The sequence below is a fragment of the Mesorhizobium sp. M0478 genome (genome assembly GCF_040321305.1).
Lineage (GTDB): Bacteria > Pseudomonadota > Alphaproteobacteria > Rhizobiales > Rhizobiaceae > Mesorhizobium.
Genome location: NZ_JAMYRH010000007.1, coordinates 120,810 through 135,478, shown reverse-complemented (window position 1 = coordinate 135,478; position 14,669 = coordinate 120,810). Strand labels below are relative to the sequence as shown.

20 protein-coding genes are annotated in these 14,669 nt (G+C 59.3%); 11 read left to right on the top strand and 9 right to left on the bottom strand.

The genetic code is table 11. From position 1 onward, the window contains the following. Nucleotide 1 precedes the first annotated feature (1 nt). The 4 genes from NKI64_RS18255 to NKI64_RS18240 all read right to left on the bottom strand — a co-directional run bounded on the left by NKI64_RS18255 (nt 2) and on the right by NKI64_RS18240 (nt 3,464). Complete coding sequence (locus NKI64_RS18255) at nt 2-1,189, bottom strand: site-specific integrase (RefSeq protein WP_352669248.1); 1,188 nt, start codon at nt 1,187-1,189, stop codon at nt 2-4. Continuing rightward, complete coding sequence (locus NKI64_RS18250; RefSeq protein WP_352669245.1) at nt 1,182-1,472, bottom strand: hypothetical protein; 291 nt, start codon at nt 1,470-1,472, stop codon at nt 1,182-1,184. The genes NKI64_RS18255 and NKI64_RS18250 overlap by 8 nt, the downstream gene beginning before the upstream one ends. A gap of 494 nt (nt 1,473-1,966) precedes the next feature. Further along, the gene (locus tag NKI64_RS18245) at nt 1,967-3,082 is read right to left on the bottom strand and encodes a redoxin family protein (protein ID WP_352669242.1); all 1,116 of its coding nucleotides are present in this window, start codon (nt 3,080-3,082) and stop codon (nt 1,967-1,969) included. 106 nt (nt 3,083-3,188) lie between these two features. Beyond that, on the bottom strand, nt 3,189-3,464 hold the full coding sequence (locus NKI64_RS18240) for a hypothetical protein (RefSeq protein WP_023812738.1): 276 nt from the start codon (nt 3,462-3,464) through the stop codon (nt 3,189-3,191). Nucleotides 3,465-3,550: 86 nt separating this feature from the next. Here NKI64_RS18240 and NKI64_RS18235 point away from each other — a divergent pair, with 86 nt between their 5' ends. After that, complete coding sequence (locus NKI64_RS18235; protein WP_352669239.1) at nt 3,551-3,736, top strand: hypothetical protein; 186 nt, start codon at nt 3,551-3,553, stop codon at nt 3,734-3,736. Between the two features lie 131 nt (nt 3,737-3,867). Here NKI64_RS18235 and NKI64_RS18230 read toward each other — a convergent pair whose 3' ends face one another. Both NKI64_RS18230 and NKI64_RS18225 read right to left on the bottom strand, forming a co-directional pair. Then, on the bottom strand, nt 3,868-4,014 hold the full coding sequence (locus NKI64_RS18230) for a hypothetical protein (protein WP_023669155.1): 147 nt from the start codon (nt 4,012-4,014) through the stop codon (nt 3,868-3,870). A 473-nt stretch (nt 4,015-4,487) separates the two neighbouring features. Beyond that, nucleotides 4,488-5,405 (bottom strand): LysR family transcriptional regulator, encoded by a 918-nt coding sequence (locus NKI64_RS18225; protein WP_352669236.1) that lies wholly within the window; start codon nt 5,403-5,405, stop codon nt 4,488-4,490. A 269-nt stretch (nt 5,406-5,674) separates the two neighbouring features. On the opposite strand from NKI64_RS18225, the gene NKI64_RS18220 reads away from it, so the two are divergent. From NKI64_RS18220 to NKI64_RS18205, 4 genes are all read left to right on the top strand, one after another. After that, on the top strand, nt 5,675-6,334 hold the full coding sequence (locus NKI64_RS18220) for an ABC transporter permease (RefSeq protein ID WP_023683618.1): 660 nt from the start codon (nt 5,675-5,677) through the stop codon (nt 6,332-6,334). A gap of 12 nt (nt 6,335-6,346) precedes the next feature. Further along, complete coding sequence (locus tag NKI64_RS18215) at nt 6,347-7,096, top strand: ABC transporter permease (protein WP_023694078.1); 750 nt, start codon at nt 6,347-6,349, stop codon at nt 7,094-7,096. A 50-nt stretch (nt 7,097-7,146) separates the two neighbouring features. Further along, complete coding sequence (locus NKI64_RS18210; protein ID WP_023694077.1) at nt 7,147-7,995, top strand: transporter substrate-binding domain-containing protein; 849 nt, start codon at nt 7,147-7,149, stop codon at nt 7,993-7,995. Nucleotides 7,996-8,074: 79 nt separating this feature from the next. Further along, entirely contained in the window at nt 8,075-9,328 is a 1,254-nt protein-coding gene (locus NKI64_RS18205) for a CapA family protein (protein ID WP_352669233.1), read from the top strand. Between the two features lie 16 nt (nt 9,329-9,344). Here NKI64_RS18205 and NKI64_RS18200 read toward each other — a convergent pair whose 3' ends face one another. Next, nucleotides 9,345-9,854, bottom strand: a complete 510-nt coding sequence (locus NKI64_RS18200) for a helix-turn-helix domain-containing protein (protein WP_352669231.1) — start codon at nt 9,852-9,854, stop codon at nt 9,345-9,347. Nucleotides 9,855-10,022: 168 nt separating this feature from the next. Here NKI64_RS18200 and NKI64_RS18195 point away from each other — a divergent pair, with 168 nt between their 5' ends. Continuing rightward, complete coding sequence (locus NKI64_RS18195) at nt 10,023-10,259, top strand: helix-turn-helix domain-containing protein (RefSeq protein WP_224685811.1); 237 nt, start codon at nt 10,023-10,025, stop codon at nt 10,257-10,259. Nucleotides 10,260-10,549: 290 nt separating this feature from the next. Then, nucleotides 10,550-10,747, top strand: a complete 198-nt coding sequence (locus NKI64_RS18190; RefSeq protein WP_497112687.1) for a helix-turn-helix domain-containing protein — start codon at nt 10,550-10,552, stop codon at nt 10,745-10,747. A gap of 312 nt (nt 10,748-11,059) precedes the next feature. Here NKI64_RS18190 and NKI64_RS18185 read toward each other — a convergent pair whose 3' ends face one another. Continuing rightward, nucleotides 11,060-11,968 (bottom strand): ImmA/IrrE family metallo-endopeptidase, encoded by a 909-nt coding sequence (locus NKI64_RS18185; protein ID WP_352669227.1) that lies wholly within the window; start codon nt 11,966-11,968, stop codon nt 11,060-11,062. Continuing rightward, a complete protein-coding gene (locus NKI64_RS18180; protein ID WP_352669225.1) occupies nt 11,965-12,294 on the bottom strand; it encodes a helix-turn-helix domain-containing protein in 330 nt (109 codons plus the stop codon). The genes NKI64_RS18185 and NKI64_RS18180 overlap by 4 nt, the downstream gene beginning before the upstream one ends. A gap of 154 nt (nt 12,295-12,448) precedes the next feature. Here NKI64_RS18180 and NKI64_RS18175 point away from each other — a divergent pair, with 154 nt between their 5' ends. The 4 genes from NKI64_RS18175 to NKI64_RS18160 are packed head-to-tail and all read left to right on the top strand — an operon-like array spanning nt 12,449 to nt 14,524. Next, nucleotides 12,449-12,670, top strand: coding sequence for a DUF2188 domain-containing protein (locus tag NKI64_RS18175; protein ID WP_352669223.1), 222 nt, complete (start codon nt 12,449-12,451; stop codon nt 12,668-12,670). A gap of 27 nt (nt 12,671-12,697) precedes the next feature. Continuing rightward, nucleotides 12,698-12,970 (top strand): multiubiquitin domain-containing protein, encoded by a 273-nt coding sequence (locus NKI64_RS18170; protein WP_027053654.1) that lies wholly within the window; start codon nt 12,698-12,700, stop codon nt 12,968-12,970. Then, nucleotides 12,945-14,120, top strand: coding sequence for a ThiF family adenylyltransferase (locus NKI64_RS18165; protein ID WP_352669221.1), 1,176 nt, complete (start codon nt 12,945-12,947; stop codon nt 14,118-14,120). The genes NKI64_RS18170 and NKI64_RS18165 overlap by 26 nt, the downstream gene beginning before the upstream one ends. Next, the gene (locus tag NKI64_RS18160) at nt 14,117-14,524 is read left to right on the top strand and encodes a ubiquitination-like system serine protease family protein (protein ID WP_352669219.1); all 408 of its coding nucleotides are present in this window, start codon (nt 14,117-14,119) and stop codon (nt 14,522-14,524) included. The genes NKI64_RS18165 and NKI64_RS18160 overlap by 4 nt, the downstream gene beginning before the upstream one ends. Nucleotides 14,525-14,669 lie beyond the last annotated feature (145 nt).

Sequence of the window (14,669 nt, the reverse complement as noted above, 5' to 3'; positions counted from 1 at the left end):
CTCATTCTCCGGAGAGTTTCAACTTTCTGTATTCGTTCCGTTCCAGGCCAAGCAGCTTTCTGCCCTTGCGGCGGCTGGCATCGGCTGAGCGGACGGCGGCCAGATTGACCGGCATATAGGTCTTCTGCAGCGCCTTGTTCTCGTCGATCGAATTGCCCATCTTGGCCGAGATTGCCTCGACCGACGCGCCTCCGGCATTCGCCTCGACCGCGCCGGAACGCCGCATGTCCATCAGCCGCCGCTTCTCCGCTGTCCCGAACACCAGCGTGCGCAGATCGGCGAAGTCGTCGACCAGGGAATCCTTCGTGTAAGGCACGCCGGCGCGCGGCCGGCCGCCCTTCGGGCCCGGCGCGAAACCGCGCGAGCGAAAGATCGGCGCATCGTCAAGCAGGGTGACGCCCAGTGATTCGACATAGGCCAGCACCAGGCGCTGCGTGCGTGACGACAGCGTGCCGAAAGCCGCCTCGCCACTCTTGCTGCGTGCAATCAGAAAACCCCATTCCTGTGCTGTCTGCATTGCCTGCGCCGGTGTGAGCGTGCGCACGTCGACCGGTGAGAAGCTCGTGTCCCACGCAACGGCGATGATGCACGCCAGTCCGCGGTAGCCGGCGCGCCAGGCGCCCTTGACCATGCGCACCGCCTCGCCTGCCGTCCACGTCTGGTGCCGCGGTGTTGGCGTCTGGCGGCGGATCGCCTGCGATGGGTCGGAGCCAGGTGGGCATAGCTTCATGCCTGCCATGACATTGTAGAGCGAACGCCACGTCTTTACGGCACGGTAGGCGGTGTCGACCCCCTTGACCCGCAGCAGACGGCCATACCAGTCGTCGAGCAGCTCGAGCGTGATGTCGGCTGGCGGCAGGTCGGCGAAGTACGGCTCGATGAAGGTCCAGCCGCGCTCCCAATCCTCGCGGGTGCGCGGTGGCTTGCGCCTCCATGCATCCATGCGGCGGTAGCGTGCGAAGGCGTCGCCGATCGAATCCTTTGGCCATACATGCAGGCGCGACGGCTCCCTGCCCTTGCGAAATTCCTGCCAGCGGTCTTCCCACTCCCTGGCGATCGTCCAGGCCTTAGGCCCGTCGATTCCACAGGAAATGCATTCGAAGCCAGCTTCGATCATCTTAGGCGTCGGCAGCCAGTAGCCGTATTTGCCCTTACGAATGACGTAGTGCTTCAACTTGATCTTACCCAAGGGTCGCCAGCCTCGCTCTTGCAATGTCAATGCTAGACTGCGCGCCGGATCCTGATCCTGCAAGACCCGCGCGTCGATCCAACCAGGCGTCGATCGCAACCAGGTCGTAGTTGCCGGTAATTGGGCAGGACTTGGGAAAGCCTTGATCCTGCAACGTGGGCAGCAATTCCATGAATTCCCGCAGCGTCAGGTGCAGATAACGCGCCGCCTTGATCGCCGGTACCAGCCGCGGTTGCACCGGGAAGCGGATAGATGACGGTTGTAGTGTGTGGGTTTGGGTCATGGCACCACAACTCTATTCACCATCCATCGGGCAGGGGATGGGCGCCTTGTCGTTGGGGCGGGCGTGAATTTCGCCCGTGTCGCATAGCATGCGATTTTCCTACTCCGTGATCTAGTTATTCCTGCATCGAAGGTGAACGAGTCTTAGAATAACGGCCTTTCTCCCCCATGCCTATTCATCCAATCCTTAATCGCAGAATCGGCAGCCCCAGGGCGAGAATACTTATAATCGGCGGCTTCGGAGCCGCTACGCCGGGGCGCCACAGGCGGCATATTCGCGGCACCAGCTTTCCTGATGCTCTGCCCTAAATATCGCGGATAAGGTTATGGTTGAATGAGCCAGCGTTAGCTTTGACGCCTCTAGACAGCTGTTATTCAAGATGATGAAATGAAGGAATTTCCGCGCCCAATTTGGGAGAATGGAGCGTCCACTGGTAATCCCGCTTTTGCTCGGCTCGATCAAGAAGGTCGCGGGGATCGGCGACAGCTTGGTAATCAGCCAAACGTGAAGCAGAATACCTCGACGCCGGGGCCAAAAAATTCGATGTCGAATTGGCGATCTACGATCGGCCCTAGTTGTCGGATAAGCTGGAACAGGCGTTGTTCGCTTACTGTTCCGTTGCCGTGTTCATCAACGTCAAGTCCGTGAGATCTGCCTGGTGGGTGACCATCGACAAGGACGCGGAACTCTACGGACGTTCCCGGCGATGCCGGCCCCATAACAAGATGCAGATCGCGGGCGTGAAAGCGGTACGTTATGCGGCCATTGGCCCTTTTCGCCGACACGCCGTCGCTTCCCATGATCCAGTCGCCCGTAAGCGCCCATTCGTTCAGGCGCAACTGTGCCGGCGCTTCAAAGAGATGCGGCTTGTTGCGAATTACTCCGCCAAGGGACGCAAAGCCTTGGGTACGTTCATAGCCAACATAATTTTCCCGAGACTTCAGGTTGGCTTTGTCGGCTGCGGCTTCGAGGCCGCGCGCATCGACCGATACTAGATCACTGCCTCCGACCTCGTTGCCACCCTCTGCCAGCAATCGCTGAATGATCTTCTCGGACTCGTTGTAGGATCCTTCACCGAAATGCTGATCACGCACTCGCCCTTGAGCATCGATGAAATAGAATGCCGGCCAGAAGTTGTTGTTGAAAGCGCTCCAGATCGCTCCCTTGCTGTCGACGGCGACGGGATAGTCGACCCCCAGCGCTTTCACCTCTCGGCGGACGTTGTCGATGTTCTTCTCAAACCGGAACTCCGGCGAGTGGACGCCGATCACGACCAACCCCTGGTTTCGGTATTTTTCCGACCAAGCGCGGAGATAGGGCTGTGCGCGCATCCAGTTGATGCAGGTGTAAGTCCAGAAACTGACAAGGACGACTTTTCCACGGAGTGCCGTCGGCGTCAGTGGTGGCGAATTGAGCCACTCTTCGGCTTGCGTGATTGACGCCAACTCCGATTGGCCGGCAAACCAGCCGAAAATCGAGCCCTGGACGGATGAGCCCTGCGATCCTTTGGAACTCATCGATAGTCCCATAGCGTCGGCCCCAAAACTGCCATTCGGCAGCCCAATCGAAGTGATGAGTAGGAACGAGGCCAACAAGAGGTTCGTCTTCATGCGCGAACTCCCTCCATGGTTTGATTGTGGTCTTCGGCGCGGAAAATTGATGGCGGGCTTGCCCGCCACCATTTTAGGCGCCGTTCGCGGGGGCAATGACGGGGGACTATTTCATCCCGCCGAGGGCATTCACGTTGGCGCAGAACTCGGCGTAGGGCTTGCTCATCGCCGCGTCGTTGCATTCGCGCATGATCATTTCGCGCATGGGCTTCGGCTTGGCCATGAAGACCGCCTTGAACTCAGGCATAGGCTTCAGGGTCTTCATCGAGGCGTCAGTGTAGAATGGCCCGATGTTGTCGACGACGTCGAGTGCGCCGGCGAGGGCTGTGCTGCCGACACAAAAAAGTGCAAATGCACCGAGACCAATCGCTTTGATGTTCATGGTGTAGACCTCTCTTGTTTCGCCATCGCCCCAATGACGATGGGCGTCCAAAGGTACATCTGACGAGGGTCAGAAGTGATATGGAGATGACCTACGCAATCTTTTGGATGCTATTGCACGTTGGTATCGGCAATACTTTTGTACCGACGCCCACCTCGCCGCCCGATTGCCGTCCCGAATGGAACGCCGCGCAATTCCCAGCGCTCGATCGACGTTTTGTCGATCAGCCGCCAGTGCCCGAGGCAGGTGCCGGCATTGGCGATAATGCCTGAAACCCGCTGGTGTACCTCGTGCGCAATCGATGCGGTCAGAGCAGCACAGGCTCATGATCCGAGTAGTGCGTGCAAGTTCGGATTGGACTTTCTCCAGCGCCCTGGCTGCACTCACAGCCGGGGTCATTTCTTCACCCGAGGATCATGCCCGCAGCGGGAACCAAGATCCACAATCCGAACAGCGGAATGAGTATCCACCGCGCCTGATTGACGCTGACTTCGTTCTTCGTTTTGATGATTGCTGCGACACGTGAATTGCTAAGCCCTTGATCGCGCATGGCATATCTCCTGTGTTGAATGCGCTAGTAATCGACTGACGGCGGCCGCAAATCCATTGCACGATAGTGTCGGCAATACTTATGTGCTGGTCTACGAATAAGTGAAGAGTATCGCTGCCAAGAGAATACCTCAGATGCAGTCGGTGATCCTCGGGTGGCCCGCAGGCTCCGATCCTAAGCGGTCCTATCTCTTGTTCCTCGAGCCAATATCCAAAGAAATCCAATAAGTGAGGACCTCGCGGGCAAGCAGGAGCAACAGGGCAGCCTTAATCGCCGCCATTTTCCAACACCTGCTGGCGTTCCTTTGTAATCGCGCCGTTATCAGGTGGTCCTGACAGACGTCACCGTTCAAGCGCGCCTAAGCAGAAGCCAGGCGGTAAGCTCCGGCGGACACGTCACCATCTCCAGCAGTGAAAAGGACCCCGGGGAAGCCCGAGACGCAGTATCGCAGGCCACCATCCCTCACGAGATATTCACCCTCTCGTAGTCGGCATATTCGAAAACGCAGCGATTGTGGCCTCGAGAGATACATTCAACGCGTTGGAAAAGGTCCTGCCCCTCTGCCAAATCGCAACGTAGTGATAGAGCGCGGACGGTTCTACTGGCCTTACTCCCAGCTGAAACGCCGCGTACTCACGCGCGATGATCTCGTTTGTGATCGAAATGCCCAGGCCAGCTGAGACGTATCCGGCTTCGTGACCGTTGCAATCGAATTCCACCAGTATGTCTGGCTCAACGCCGGCGAAGCGCAAGGCGTTGAAGTTCATTTGATGAGCGGCGAACTGGGGATCGATATCGACGATCGTCTCGCCTGCCAGGTCTTGCGCCTCGATACAGGTCTGTTTTGAAAAGCGGTGGTCGGGATGAAAGATGCATACATTGCGAGCTGACCCAAGCGGCGCCCATTCAAACAGGCGTGGATCCAGGGGCAATCTCGAGACCCCGAGATCTGCGCGCCCAGCCAGGATGTGCTCGCCGATCTGCTCGTAGCTTCCCGAAATCGACCGGACATTAGAGGCGGTCTTTGAGTGGATGATCGCCACCACCTTGGGCAAGGTCACGAAACCGAAAACAGAGGGCGCGGCAATCGCAATCCGTTGCTTTTCCTCATTCTTCATAGCGAAGATCGACGCGTCCAGCCGATCCAGCGACGTCAGGGCCAGTTCTACGTTTCGCAGGAGTTCCCACGCTTCCTGCAAGGGGACGATGCGGTTGGCTGATCTCTTGAAGAGTGTGATGCCGAGCGTGGTCTCGAGCTGCTTCACATGTTGACTGACGGCGGGCTGGCTTATCCCGAGCACTGCCGCCGCTCGCCTTGTCGAACCGGCCCGCAACACTTCCCGGAAGACCTTCAGTTGACGGAGCTTGAGGTCGCTCTGCAACAACTCCATTCCCTGCGCGCCTTTCCCTGATAACCACCCGGCGGCAGACAACGCCAACCTGGGGAGCAACGAACTGCCTCAGTATATAACGACGCGTTATAGATAAAATAATAAAAGTTATAGATTGAGTGTGTAATTTCAAGCGTTAGAATTGGCCAGTATCTCAAGTTAACTCCACATTAGAAATATAACAACTCGCAACCTTGGGTTATATGGTTTGGTCTCGGCAATAAAGACCGACATATCCTGCGGCAATTGCGAGCCGAGGAAAGCGCCCCATGGGTGGTTTTACTACTCAGTTTGTTGTCGCACTTACCGTGACCATAAGCCTGGCTCTTGTCAGCGGCTGCCTGGGTACGGCATTCGGGCTGTTTTTGGCGATTTCGAAGGGCACGGCAAAGCCGCGCCTCAACGCGGTCGTGGCCGCCTACACCACAGTCGTCCGTGGTGTACCAGAACTTCTCGTTATCCTGCTCATCTACTTCGGCGGAACCACGCTCGCCAGCAAGATCGCCGGCCGGTATGTCGAGGTGAACGCATTCACCGCAGGGGTTATCGCGCTCTCGGTCATTTTCAGCGGTTATGCGACCGAAGTGTTTCGCGGCGCGATTGCGGCAGTGCCAGCGGGCCAAACCGAAGCGGCAAAGTCGCTTGGGCTGAACGCCTGGCAGCGCTGGATGTTCGTCATCGGTCCGCAGATGCTGCGGCTGGCGCTGCCTGCCTATGGCAATCTCTGGATTTCGCTCTTCAAGGATACCGCACTGGTCTCGATCGTCGGCCTGACCGACATCATGCGCGTTGCGTATGTGGGGGCCGGATCCTTGCGCGCACCATTGACTTTCTACCTTGCGGCCTCCGCTCTCTATCTCTCGCTGACCACCGTCACGTTGCTGTCGATCCGGCTGACTGAGCGGCGCTATCCGGCTCTCGGCCGGTAGGAGGGAAGGCCCATGAACCTCGGCTTGATATTTGACGCACTGGTTGTCTTGCCTTCGGGCGTTGGTCTCACTTTGACCCTGACGGTCTTGTCGCTGACGGCCGGATTTCTTCTTTCCGTGCCGCTGGCCTTCATCCGCGCGTTCGGACGTCCCGGCTTCTCGCTCGCGGTGCTCGCATACACCTATGTGATCCGCGGAACGCCGATGCTGGTTCAGCTCTTTCTGCTCTACTACGGCCTCGCTCAGATCGAGGCGGTGCGAACAAGCATCTTCTGGGTGATCCTGCGCGACCCCTTCTGGTGTGCCCTTCTGACATTTTCGCTGAACAGCGCGGCACACACCACCGAGATCCTGTGCCGCGGTCTCCAGTCCGTGCCGAAGGGTGTCACCGAGGCGGCCACATCTCTCGGCTTGAAACGCTTCCAGATCGCTCGCCTGGTCACCTTCCCGATCGCTTTCAGGATATCGCTCCCGGCCTACGGCAACGAGATCGTCGGGATGATCAAGGGCTCGTCGCTCGCGAGCACCGTGACGCTGCTTGAGATCACCGGCATGGCGAGACAGATGGTGTCGACCACGTTCGCGCCGTACGAAATCTTCATCGTCGCCGGAGCGATCTACCTATCGCTCACCTCGATCGCGGTGAAAGCGATCCAGTTGCTGGAGCGATGGCTGTCGACCGACGGCCATCCGGTTCGCCGACGAAAGGCGCGATTGCGCCCCGCCCTACCTGACCCAGAGATCACGACGCCCCTGCCCTGACGCCTAGGTTCTGGGCTCCCCTTTCCATCCAACCAACGAAGAGGTGCATCATGCGCATACCCCTGGCTATTGCTGTTTCTATCGTATCCCTGATGTCGGCAGTCCCGGCGAGCGCGCAAAGCGAGCGCGTCATATCGATTGCCGCTGAAGGCGCCTCGCCGCCCTGGGACGGCACCGACGCGAACGGTCAACTCTATGGCTACGATATCGATGTTGGGCAGGAGCTGTGCCGTCGGATCGAGATCAAATGTACCTTCGTCCCGCAGGATTGGGACGGGATCATCCCGGCACTGCTTGTCGGCAAGTTCGACGTGATCATGTCTGGCATGGCGATCACGGAAAAACGCAAGCAGTCGATCGCGTTCTCGATCCCCTACGCCACCGGCTTCAACCAGTTCGTGGTGCGCAAGGACCTGGGTCTCGACGCCGGCGACACCAAGGAAAAGGTCAACCTTTCGACCATCGGCGACAAAGAGAAGGCAACCATCGAGCGCCTCAGATCGACACTCGCCGGCAAGGCGATCGGAGCCTTGCGCTCGTCCAATTCGGAAGCAGTCGTGAAGGAAATGCTGGGCGATGTCGTGACCATTCGCAGTTATGACAGCCAGGACAACATGAAGCTCGATCTTGCCGCGGGTCGCATCGACGGCGGCCTCGCCGACTATTTCACCTGGCGCGATTTTCTGGAGACGCCTTCCGGCTCGGATGTGGTGTTTTTCGGCCCTGAACTGAATGGCGGGCTCTGGGGGCCGGGCGTCGGCGCAGGTCTGCGCAAAGACGATACGGAGTTGCTCGCCAGGTTCAACGCGGCCATCGACGCGGCCACCAAGGATGGGACGATCAAGGCGCTGAGCCTGAAATGGTTCAAGAGCGATATCTCGCCAGCCATCTCGCAATAGAGGCAACCGACTTCGACATTGACGTGGCGCTGGCCGGAACGCCGGCGCCTGCGCCCTACCCTCCTTCAAGGCGAGTTCCATGAAAGACCAGTTCTGCGCGGTCGTCACCGGCCAATCCCTGATCAAGCACGACATACGTGACGTCAAAAACGAACGCTTCATCGCGGTTACGGATTTCCTGCGCCAAGGCGACGTCGTCTTCACCAACTTCGAGTCGACGATCCTGGGTAAGCACGGCGGGTGGCCGACCAAGGGCAAATACTTCGGATATTCCAGGGCTGAAGTGCTCGACGCATTGCAGGCCATCGGTTTCAACGCGCTTGCTCTGGCAAACAACCACGCCTTCGATCTCGGCGCTGGCGGCATCCTCTCGACCCTGGAGGAAGTGGAAGCGCGCGGTCTCCTGCATGCCGGCATCGGGGCCGACGAGACGAATGCGAGGAGACCGGGCCGCCGCCGGCTGGGCGCGCGCGAGGTCGCGCTTCTCGCGCTGGATGCAGGCCCCGGCCCGGCCAATATGTATGCCGAAGACCGCACGGCCTTCCGGCCGGCTCGGCCCGGCGTCAATCGCCTGAACACCGTTCGCAAGATGGGGGTGCCGGACGGACATTTCAGCAGACTGGCAAGACTGGGCGCTCATTTGCAAAGCTCCCCCTTTGAACTGGCCAACTATGCGCAACCGGAGGACCCGGTAGAGGTGGCAGCCGGCAAGGAGATCAATTTTTACGGCACCGTTTTCGCGCAAGCCGCCGATTTCGGCCGCCTGATCGAAGTCGATCCGCAAAGCGCGAGTGTCCATCTGTCCGCCATCCGGCACGCCGCGGCACAAGGCGATTTCGTCATCGCCTATCTGCACCACCATCATTGGGAACCACGTTGGCAGGACGTGCCGCGCTGGGTGCAGACCTTTGCGCGGATGTGCATCGACGCCGGCGCGAACCTCTTCGTCAGCCACGGCGCACCGGTGCTGCAGGCCGTCGAAATCTACAATGGCTCGCCGATCTTCTACGGCCTCGGAAACTTCCTTTTCCACGTGCACGCCGACGAAACTGAATGGGATCCCCCGGAAGTTTGGCAAAGCATCGTCGCCGCGTGCCGCTATGATGCGGGCGGAAACCTCGCAGAAATAGACCTCCTGCCCGTCGTGATCGGCGCGGAACCTCCGTCTCGCGGATCAGCAACGGGCAGATTGGTACCCGTCGCCGTCACGGGAAACGTGGCCCGAGACATCCTCGAGGGATTCGCGACCCGCTCGCGGGCGTTCGGCGTTGAAATCGAAGTGTCCTCGACTTGCGGCCGCATCGCCGTGCCCGCTGCACGAAAATTCGGCTGACCGGCCGGACCGGCCGTCAGACGGTTTTGCATTCGGCCGGTGGGGATTCGCCGGCCGTCTCGCTGTCCGCCTTTGCGTCTAGCAGGGCCAGCTCTTCTCCTAATGCTGAGATTAGGGACGAGACGCGACTGCGCACACGCGGCGGAAGGTTCACTAGCCCCTCGATCAGGCGCCTACCCTCCGCGCTGGCAATGAAATCCAGGCGCTCATCGACCGGCAGGGGCCGCGCCTCGACGCAGGTCTCATCGTTTCCCGGCAGGCCTGCGAAGAAGCGGCCGACAGGAACGCCGAGCGAGATGGCGATCTCGTAGAGCATCGACGCGCTCACGCGATTGCGCGCGTTCTCGTATTTCTGGAGCTGCTGGAAACTGATGCCTATGGATCGGGCAAGCTGGGCTTGCGATACGTCGGACTGGACGCGAACGGTCGCAATCTGCCTGCCGACATGCTGATCGGCGGGATGAGGATCACTGTCGATCTTTGGCTTCGGCCCCGTCCGAAGGAGGACGGGGCGTTGCGGTTTCAACAAGGCCTTTCTTTGCTCCCATAGTCAGCCGGATCGCGATTGTGGCGGTGTGCGCCCCTGGCCTCGTGTCGAGGTCACCTGCATGTCGAACGGCCATTTAATATACCTTACAGGGTGTAAAATAACCCTATATGTGGCAAAGAAAATCGGCCTGCCGATTGTGGACTCATGGTCAGTCCACGACAGATTCGAGCCGCACGGGCTTTGCTTGGTTGGTCGCAGCAGGAGCTTGCTGACAAGGCAATTGTGTCGCTGAATGCGCTGGCCCGGTTGGAAAACGGCAAGGTAGATTCCCGGATCAGCACTCTGCAGGCCATTGAGGCGGCTCTGATAAAAGCGGGTGTCGAATTCCTGTCCGCTGGTCAAAAGGGTGAAGGTGTACGGCTCTTAGATCCTTTGGTTTGAATGTCCCGTTGGCTGAAAGACAGGTTCTCGCAATTGTACTTGCCACAAGTACCCTCCTGCGGGTGACGAGAGGCAAAGTCGTGGTATTGTCGGAATCAGCCATGATCCGAGCTCGCTGAAGCTTGGTTGTGGTCAACTCGGGCAGATGCCGCACCATCCGTCCGTCAACTTGATTGCAAATTGTCTAACGTCAGTCATTTAAGCTGACATCCGCTCCAAAGTCAACCAAAAAGACTGATTTTACCTTAATGAGCCAAATCTCCGTGGAGCAATGCCGAGGCGCCAGAGCAATGCTCGGCTGGAGCCAAGCCGAACTGGCAGAAGCCGCAAGTGTTTCGCGCGCTACGGTTGTGGATTTCGAACGGGGATCGCGCACACCACATCGCAACAACCTCGTTGCCATTCGTGAAGCACTCGAAGCTGCCGGCATAGAATTTATCCCGGAGAACGGCGGCGGTGCTGGCGTGCGCTTCGGCAAACAACCCTAGCGGCACCGAACACACAGTTTCGAGCGGTCGTCCAAATCTGAGACAGAGTTCCGGCCATTTTGGGCCAGGGGCGTATTGTAACATTGAACGAACGAAAAGGGGCCGCAAGCAGTCGGACCGCTTTGGTGGTTCAGGTCGGATGAGCTGCCGGTACCCAATACGCGGCAGTTCCACATTGCCTTTACGAGACTTTCGAAATACAAAGGGCGAACGCTGATGCGGCTTCTGACGCAGCAAACTAGCTAAGCCCAACTACCATGCTTGAGACCAATGCCTGCAGGTAGAAAGTCGTCCAGGACTGCAATTTTCTAACTACCTGTCAGATGACAGGCGGCGCCTGAGCCGCTGCGCAGCCGTCAACTCGGCTTCTTCATCTTCCTCATCGTCCCGGTCGGCTTCGGCGTCCCTCGACAGCATGATGAGCGCAAAGCCATCGCGCTGCAGCAGTACCTGTTCATAGAGCGGAGCTGGCTTGCGGCCTCTTTCAACATGCGTCCAGACGCCGGCGTCGGTTTCGTCGATGTCGCTCGCTGCGCCCAATTCGTGCTTGCGGCGCCGCAGCAGGGAATGGTCGGAAACGAGAGTCCCTCGTGGCGCCGTGAGATTGGGGAACTTCAGCGGATCCCGATAGTCGCGCAGGATCTTGCCGTTCTGCGTCACCACCAAGGCGACGGGTTCCTCGCGGAAGCGCACATAGGCTCGTCCGGCGGCCTCTTTGCTGACGTCATATTTCGTCGCGATGCTGGAGAGCTGCCGGATGTCCGGATCCTTGCCGATTGCGACGTCAACACGAAACCGAGGCGGCGGCATCAGGAGCTGGGACGCAAAGCGATTGGCCTCCACCTCCATCCGCAAGCGCCGATCAGCCTCCCCGCCCTTGAGTTCCATCATGTCCTTGAGTCTGCAAAGGAAGCGCCCCTCCGCCGATGGCAGATGGGACGGCATCAAGAAATGCCCCAGTTCGTGCGCGATGGTGAAGCGGCGCCTCTGCCGCGGGCTCGCCTCGTTGTAGAGGATCGTGCCATTGAATTTGTCGGCCGTCGTGAGAAGGCCACCCTCGTAGCCGGCCGTCGTCAGCGGCACGATCTCCAGGATGTCGAGCCTGAGGCAGAGTTCCTCGATCGGGACCGGAATCGCCAGGTCCGGCTCATGCTTGAAGATGTCAATGACGAGGCGTTCAGGACTGGCCGCATCGGCCAGGTCGATGCGGCTTATCTTCATGTCTTGGACCTGCTCGCCTTAAGACGTTCCGCAAGCAGGGCTATGGTTTCCAGGTCGGCGGGATCAAGGTCACCGAGATTGCGATAGAGCGCCACCAGTTTCTGCTCTTCCTCGTCAGCCGCCGGGTTCTCGCCGACCAACTCGGCAATGCCAGTCTTGTAGTAGTCGGCAAGACTTTTGAGCAGCGCGAGTGACGGGTTCTTGCTCGCACCGCGCTCAAGGTCCCAGATATGGGCCTTCGACGCACCGACCGCGTCGGCGACGTCCTGCAAGGATTTTCCGCTGCGAACGCGCAGTTGTTTCAATTTTACCGCCAGTTCCACCATCCAGTCTTTCTCCAGAGTCGTCAGCGGCGCGCACGCTTTCGCGGCACGCCGTCTGATCAGGCGTTACACCATCATAACGCCAGACTTGACGCAAGTCTTGTCGTAAGATATAGTTGTACGCATCTGTAGCAAACGAACCTTAACGGAGACTTTCATGGGCAAAAATCAGCATGTCGTACCTCGCGGCGACCAGTGGGCGGTGCTTGGCGCCGGCAACAACCGCGCCACCTCGCTTCATCCGACCCAGGCCGATGCGATTGCCTCGGCAAGGGACATCGCCATCAACCAGAACAGCGAGGTGGTGATCCATCGCCCCAACGGGCAGATCCGCGACTCGAACTCCTACGGCAACGATCCCTTCCCGCCGCGCGGTTAGCGGCATCAACAAAAGGATACCCTGAAAATGCAGACCCAGGAGAACGAAAAGGGCAAGGACAAAACCGTCACCATCATTGTTGACGGCAGCCCCTACGAGGTCCCGAAGAAGGACACCATCACCTACGCCGAAGTGGTGACGCTGGCCTATCCCGATTATCCCCAGCACCCGGAGATCACCTACTCGGTGACTTACACCCGCGGCGACGGCCACAAGCCGGAAGGCATCCTGGCTCCGGGTGGCAGCGTGAAGGTCAAGGAAGGAATGGTCTTCAGTGTTAATCGAACTGGCCAGTCATAACGACGATATCCGCCGCCTGCTTGAAAAGGGCTATGCCCTGAGGGTGGACAAGCTACACCTCGTGATCCGGGACGTTCCGTACCTCGACCACGAGGGCGCGCTTCAAATCGGTTCCATGGTCGCCAAACTCGTCCCTGTCGACGAGGATCACTATGTGCAGGATGACCACCAGGTCTATTTCGCCGGAGCGGTGCCATACGGCCTCGAAGGTCAGCCCGTGGCCAACCTTGCCGGCGGTGCAACGACCATTCCATTGTCGCATGACGATGTCGTGGTCCAGAGGTCGTTTTCCAACAAGCCCGAGGGCGGCTTTGCGAACTTTTTCGACAAAGTCGAACACTACGTCGCGCTGATTTCCGGGCCGGCGATAGAGCGGTTTCCCAGCGCCACCCCCCTCACCTTTCGCGTCGATCCCGATATCGTGCCGGACTCCGTGTTCAAGGTGCATGACTCCCTGACCAGCCGCGCCGAGATCGCCGATCTCGCCAGCGTCTTCGAGGACGAGGTCATCGCCATCATCGGGCTTGGTGGCACCGGCTCCTATGTTCTCGATTTCATGGTCAAGACCAGGGTCAAAGAGATCCGCGGTTTTGATGGCGACCTGTTTTACCCGCACAACGCGTTCCGGTCGCCGGGAGCCCTGGACCTCGACGACTGGCAGAAGTCCAAAGCCTCTGTCGCCGAAAAGCGCTACACGAACTTTCGGCAGGGACTGTCCATGCGGCAGGTCTATATCGGCGCCTCCTCCACGGCTGAGCTCGAAGGGGTGACGTTTGCTTTCGTTTGCGTGGACAAGGGCTCGGCCCGCGCCGCCATCTTCGAGCTTTTGGCGGGCATGGGAATACCTTTCATCGACGTCGGCATGGGCCTTAATCGCAAACAGGGCCCGTTGGCGGGCACACTGCGCGCAACCTATTTCAGCGTCGAGGATGCCGAAAAGGTTCGGGCCATGAACCTGGCCGAAACGGTAGATGACCCAGACAACGCCTACCGGCAGAATGTACAGATCGCGGAGCTGAACGCCATTAATGCCGCCCTTGCCGTCATGATGTACAAGCAGCGGCGCGGCTTTTACGTCGACGACAGTTCGGCGTACCATTTGCTCATGGACACGACCGCTCTCAGGATCATGTCGGAGCGCGACACATGACGGATCTGGCGCTCCGTCACGTCCAGTACGTACCAAAACAGCTCGAGCCGGGCATTCTCTATGTCTCCAAGGAGTTTGCGGTAGCCGTTCATCTCTGCGCGTGCGGCTGCGGCAACAAGGTCTCGGTCCCGCTTGGCCCCGCCGAGTGGACGCTGTCTGAGCGCGGCGGCCGCGCAACACTGCGCCCATCGATCGGCAACTGGCAGCTGCCTTGCCAGTCCCACTACCTGATCACCGACGGTCGGATCGACTGGGCGCCGCGCTGGAGCCAGGAGCAGATCGCTGCCGGCCGCCGGTCGGAAGAGAGGCGGCGGGAAGCTTACTTCAAGACACGTGAGCCGAAGCGCAACCTTGTCGGGCGCTTTTGGGACGCTTTGCTCAAACTGCTCGGATGGCGCGGATGACGATGACATCGTCCGAAGTTGTGCGGTCACCTTGGACGGACGGGCTGGTCCCGATGGTTCATTGTCCTGGATGTCACGGGCTCTACAAGGACGTGCACCAACCGTGTCCGGTTTGCCAACGTCAGATGCAGCCGGACGCGTTTCC

Bases quoted from the DNA above. Each gene is read 5' to 3' on its own strand.
- NKI64_RS18250 (WP_352669245.1), bottom strand. From the start codon at position 1,472: ATGACCCAAACCCACACACTACAACCGTCATCTATCCGCTTCCCGGTG.
- NKI64_RS18245 (WP_352669242.1), bottom strand. From the start codon at position 3,082: ATGAAGACGAACCTCTTGTTGGCCTCGTTCCTACTCATCACTTCGATT.
- NKI64_RS18240 (WP_023812738.1), bottom strand. From the start codon at position 3,464: ATGAACATCAAAGCGATTGGTCTCGGTGCATTTGCACTTTTTTGTGTC.
- NKI64_RS18235 (WP_352669239.1), top strand. From the start codon at position 3,551: ATGACCTACGCAATCTTTTGGATGCTATTGCACGTTGGTATCGGCAAT.
- NKI64_RS18230 (WP_023669155.1), bottom strand. From the start codon at position 4,014: ATGCGCGATCAAGGGCTTAGCAATTCACGTGTCGCAGCAATCATCAAA.
- NKI64_RS18225 (WP_352669236.1), bottom strand. From the start codon at position 5,405: ATGGAGTTGTTGCAGAGCGACCTCAAGCTCCGTCAACTGAAGGTCTTC.
- NKI64_RS18220 (WP_023683618.1), top strand. From the start codon at position 5,675: ATGGGTGGTTTTACTACTCAGTTTGTTGTCGCACTTACCGTGACCATA.
- NKI64_RS18215 (WP_023694078.1), top strand. From the start codon at position 6,347: ATGAACCTCGGCTTGATATTTGACGCACTGGTTGTCTTGCCTTCGGGC.
- NKI64_RS18210 (WP_023694077.1), top strand. From the start codon at position 7,147: ATGCGCATACCCCTGGCTATTGCTGTTTCTATCGTATCCCTGATGTCG.
- NKI64_RS18205 (WP_352669233.1), top strand. From the start codon at position 8,075: ATGAAAGACCAGTTCTGCGCGGTCGTCACCGGCCAATCCCTGATCAAG.
- NKI64_RS18195 (WP_224685811.1), top strand. From the start codon at position 10,023: ATGGTCAGTCCACGACAGATTCGAGCCGCACGGGCTTTGCTTGGTTGG.
- NKI64_RS18190 (WP_497112687.1), top strand. From the start codon at position 10,550: ATGCTCGGCTGGAGCCAAGCCGAACTGGCAGAAGCCGCAAGTGTTTCG.
- NKI64_RS18185 (WP_352669227.1), bottom strand. From the start codon at position 11,968: ATGAAGATAAGCCGCATCGACCTGGCCGATGCGGCCAGTCCTGAACGC.
- NKI64_RS18180 (WP_352669225.1), bottom strand. From the start codon at position 12,294: ATGGTGGAACTGGCGGTAAAATTGAAACAACTGCGCGTTCGCAGCGGA.
- NKI64_RS18175 (WP_352669223.1), top strand. From the start codon at position 12,449: ATGGGCAAAAATCAGCATGTCGTACCTCGCGGCGACCAGTGGGCGGTG.
- NKI64_RS18170 (WP_027053654.1), top strand. From the start codon at position 12,698: ATGCAGACCCAGGAGAACGAAAAGGGCAAGGACAAAACCGTCACCATC.
- NKI64_RS18160 (WP_352669219.1), top strand. From the start codon at position 14,117: ATGACGGATCTGGCGCTCCGTCACGTCCAGTACGTACCAAAACAGCTC.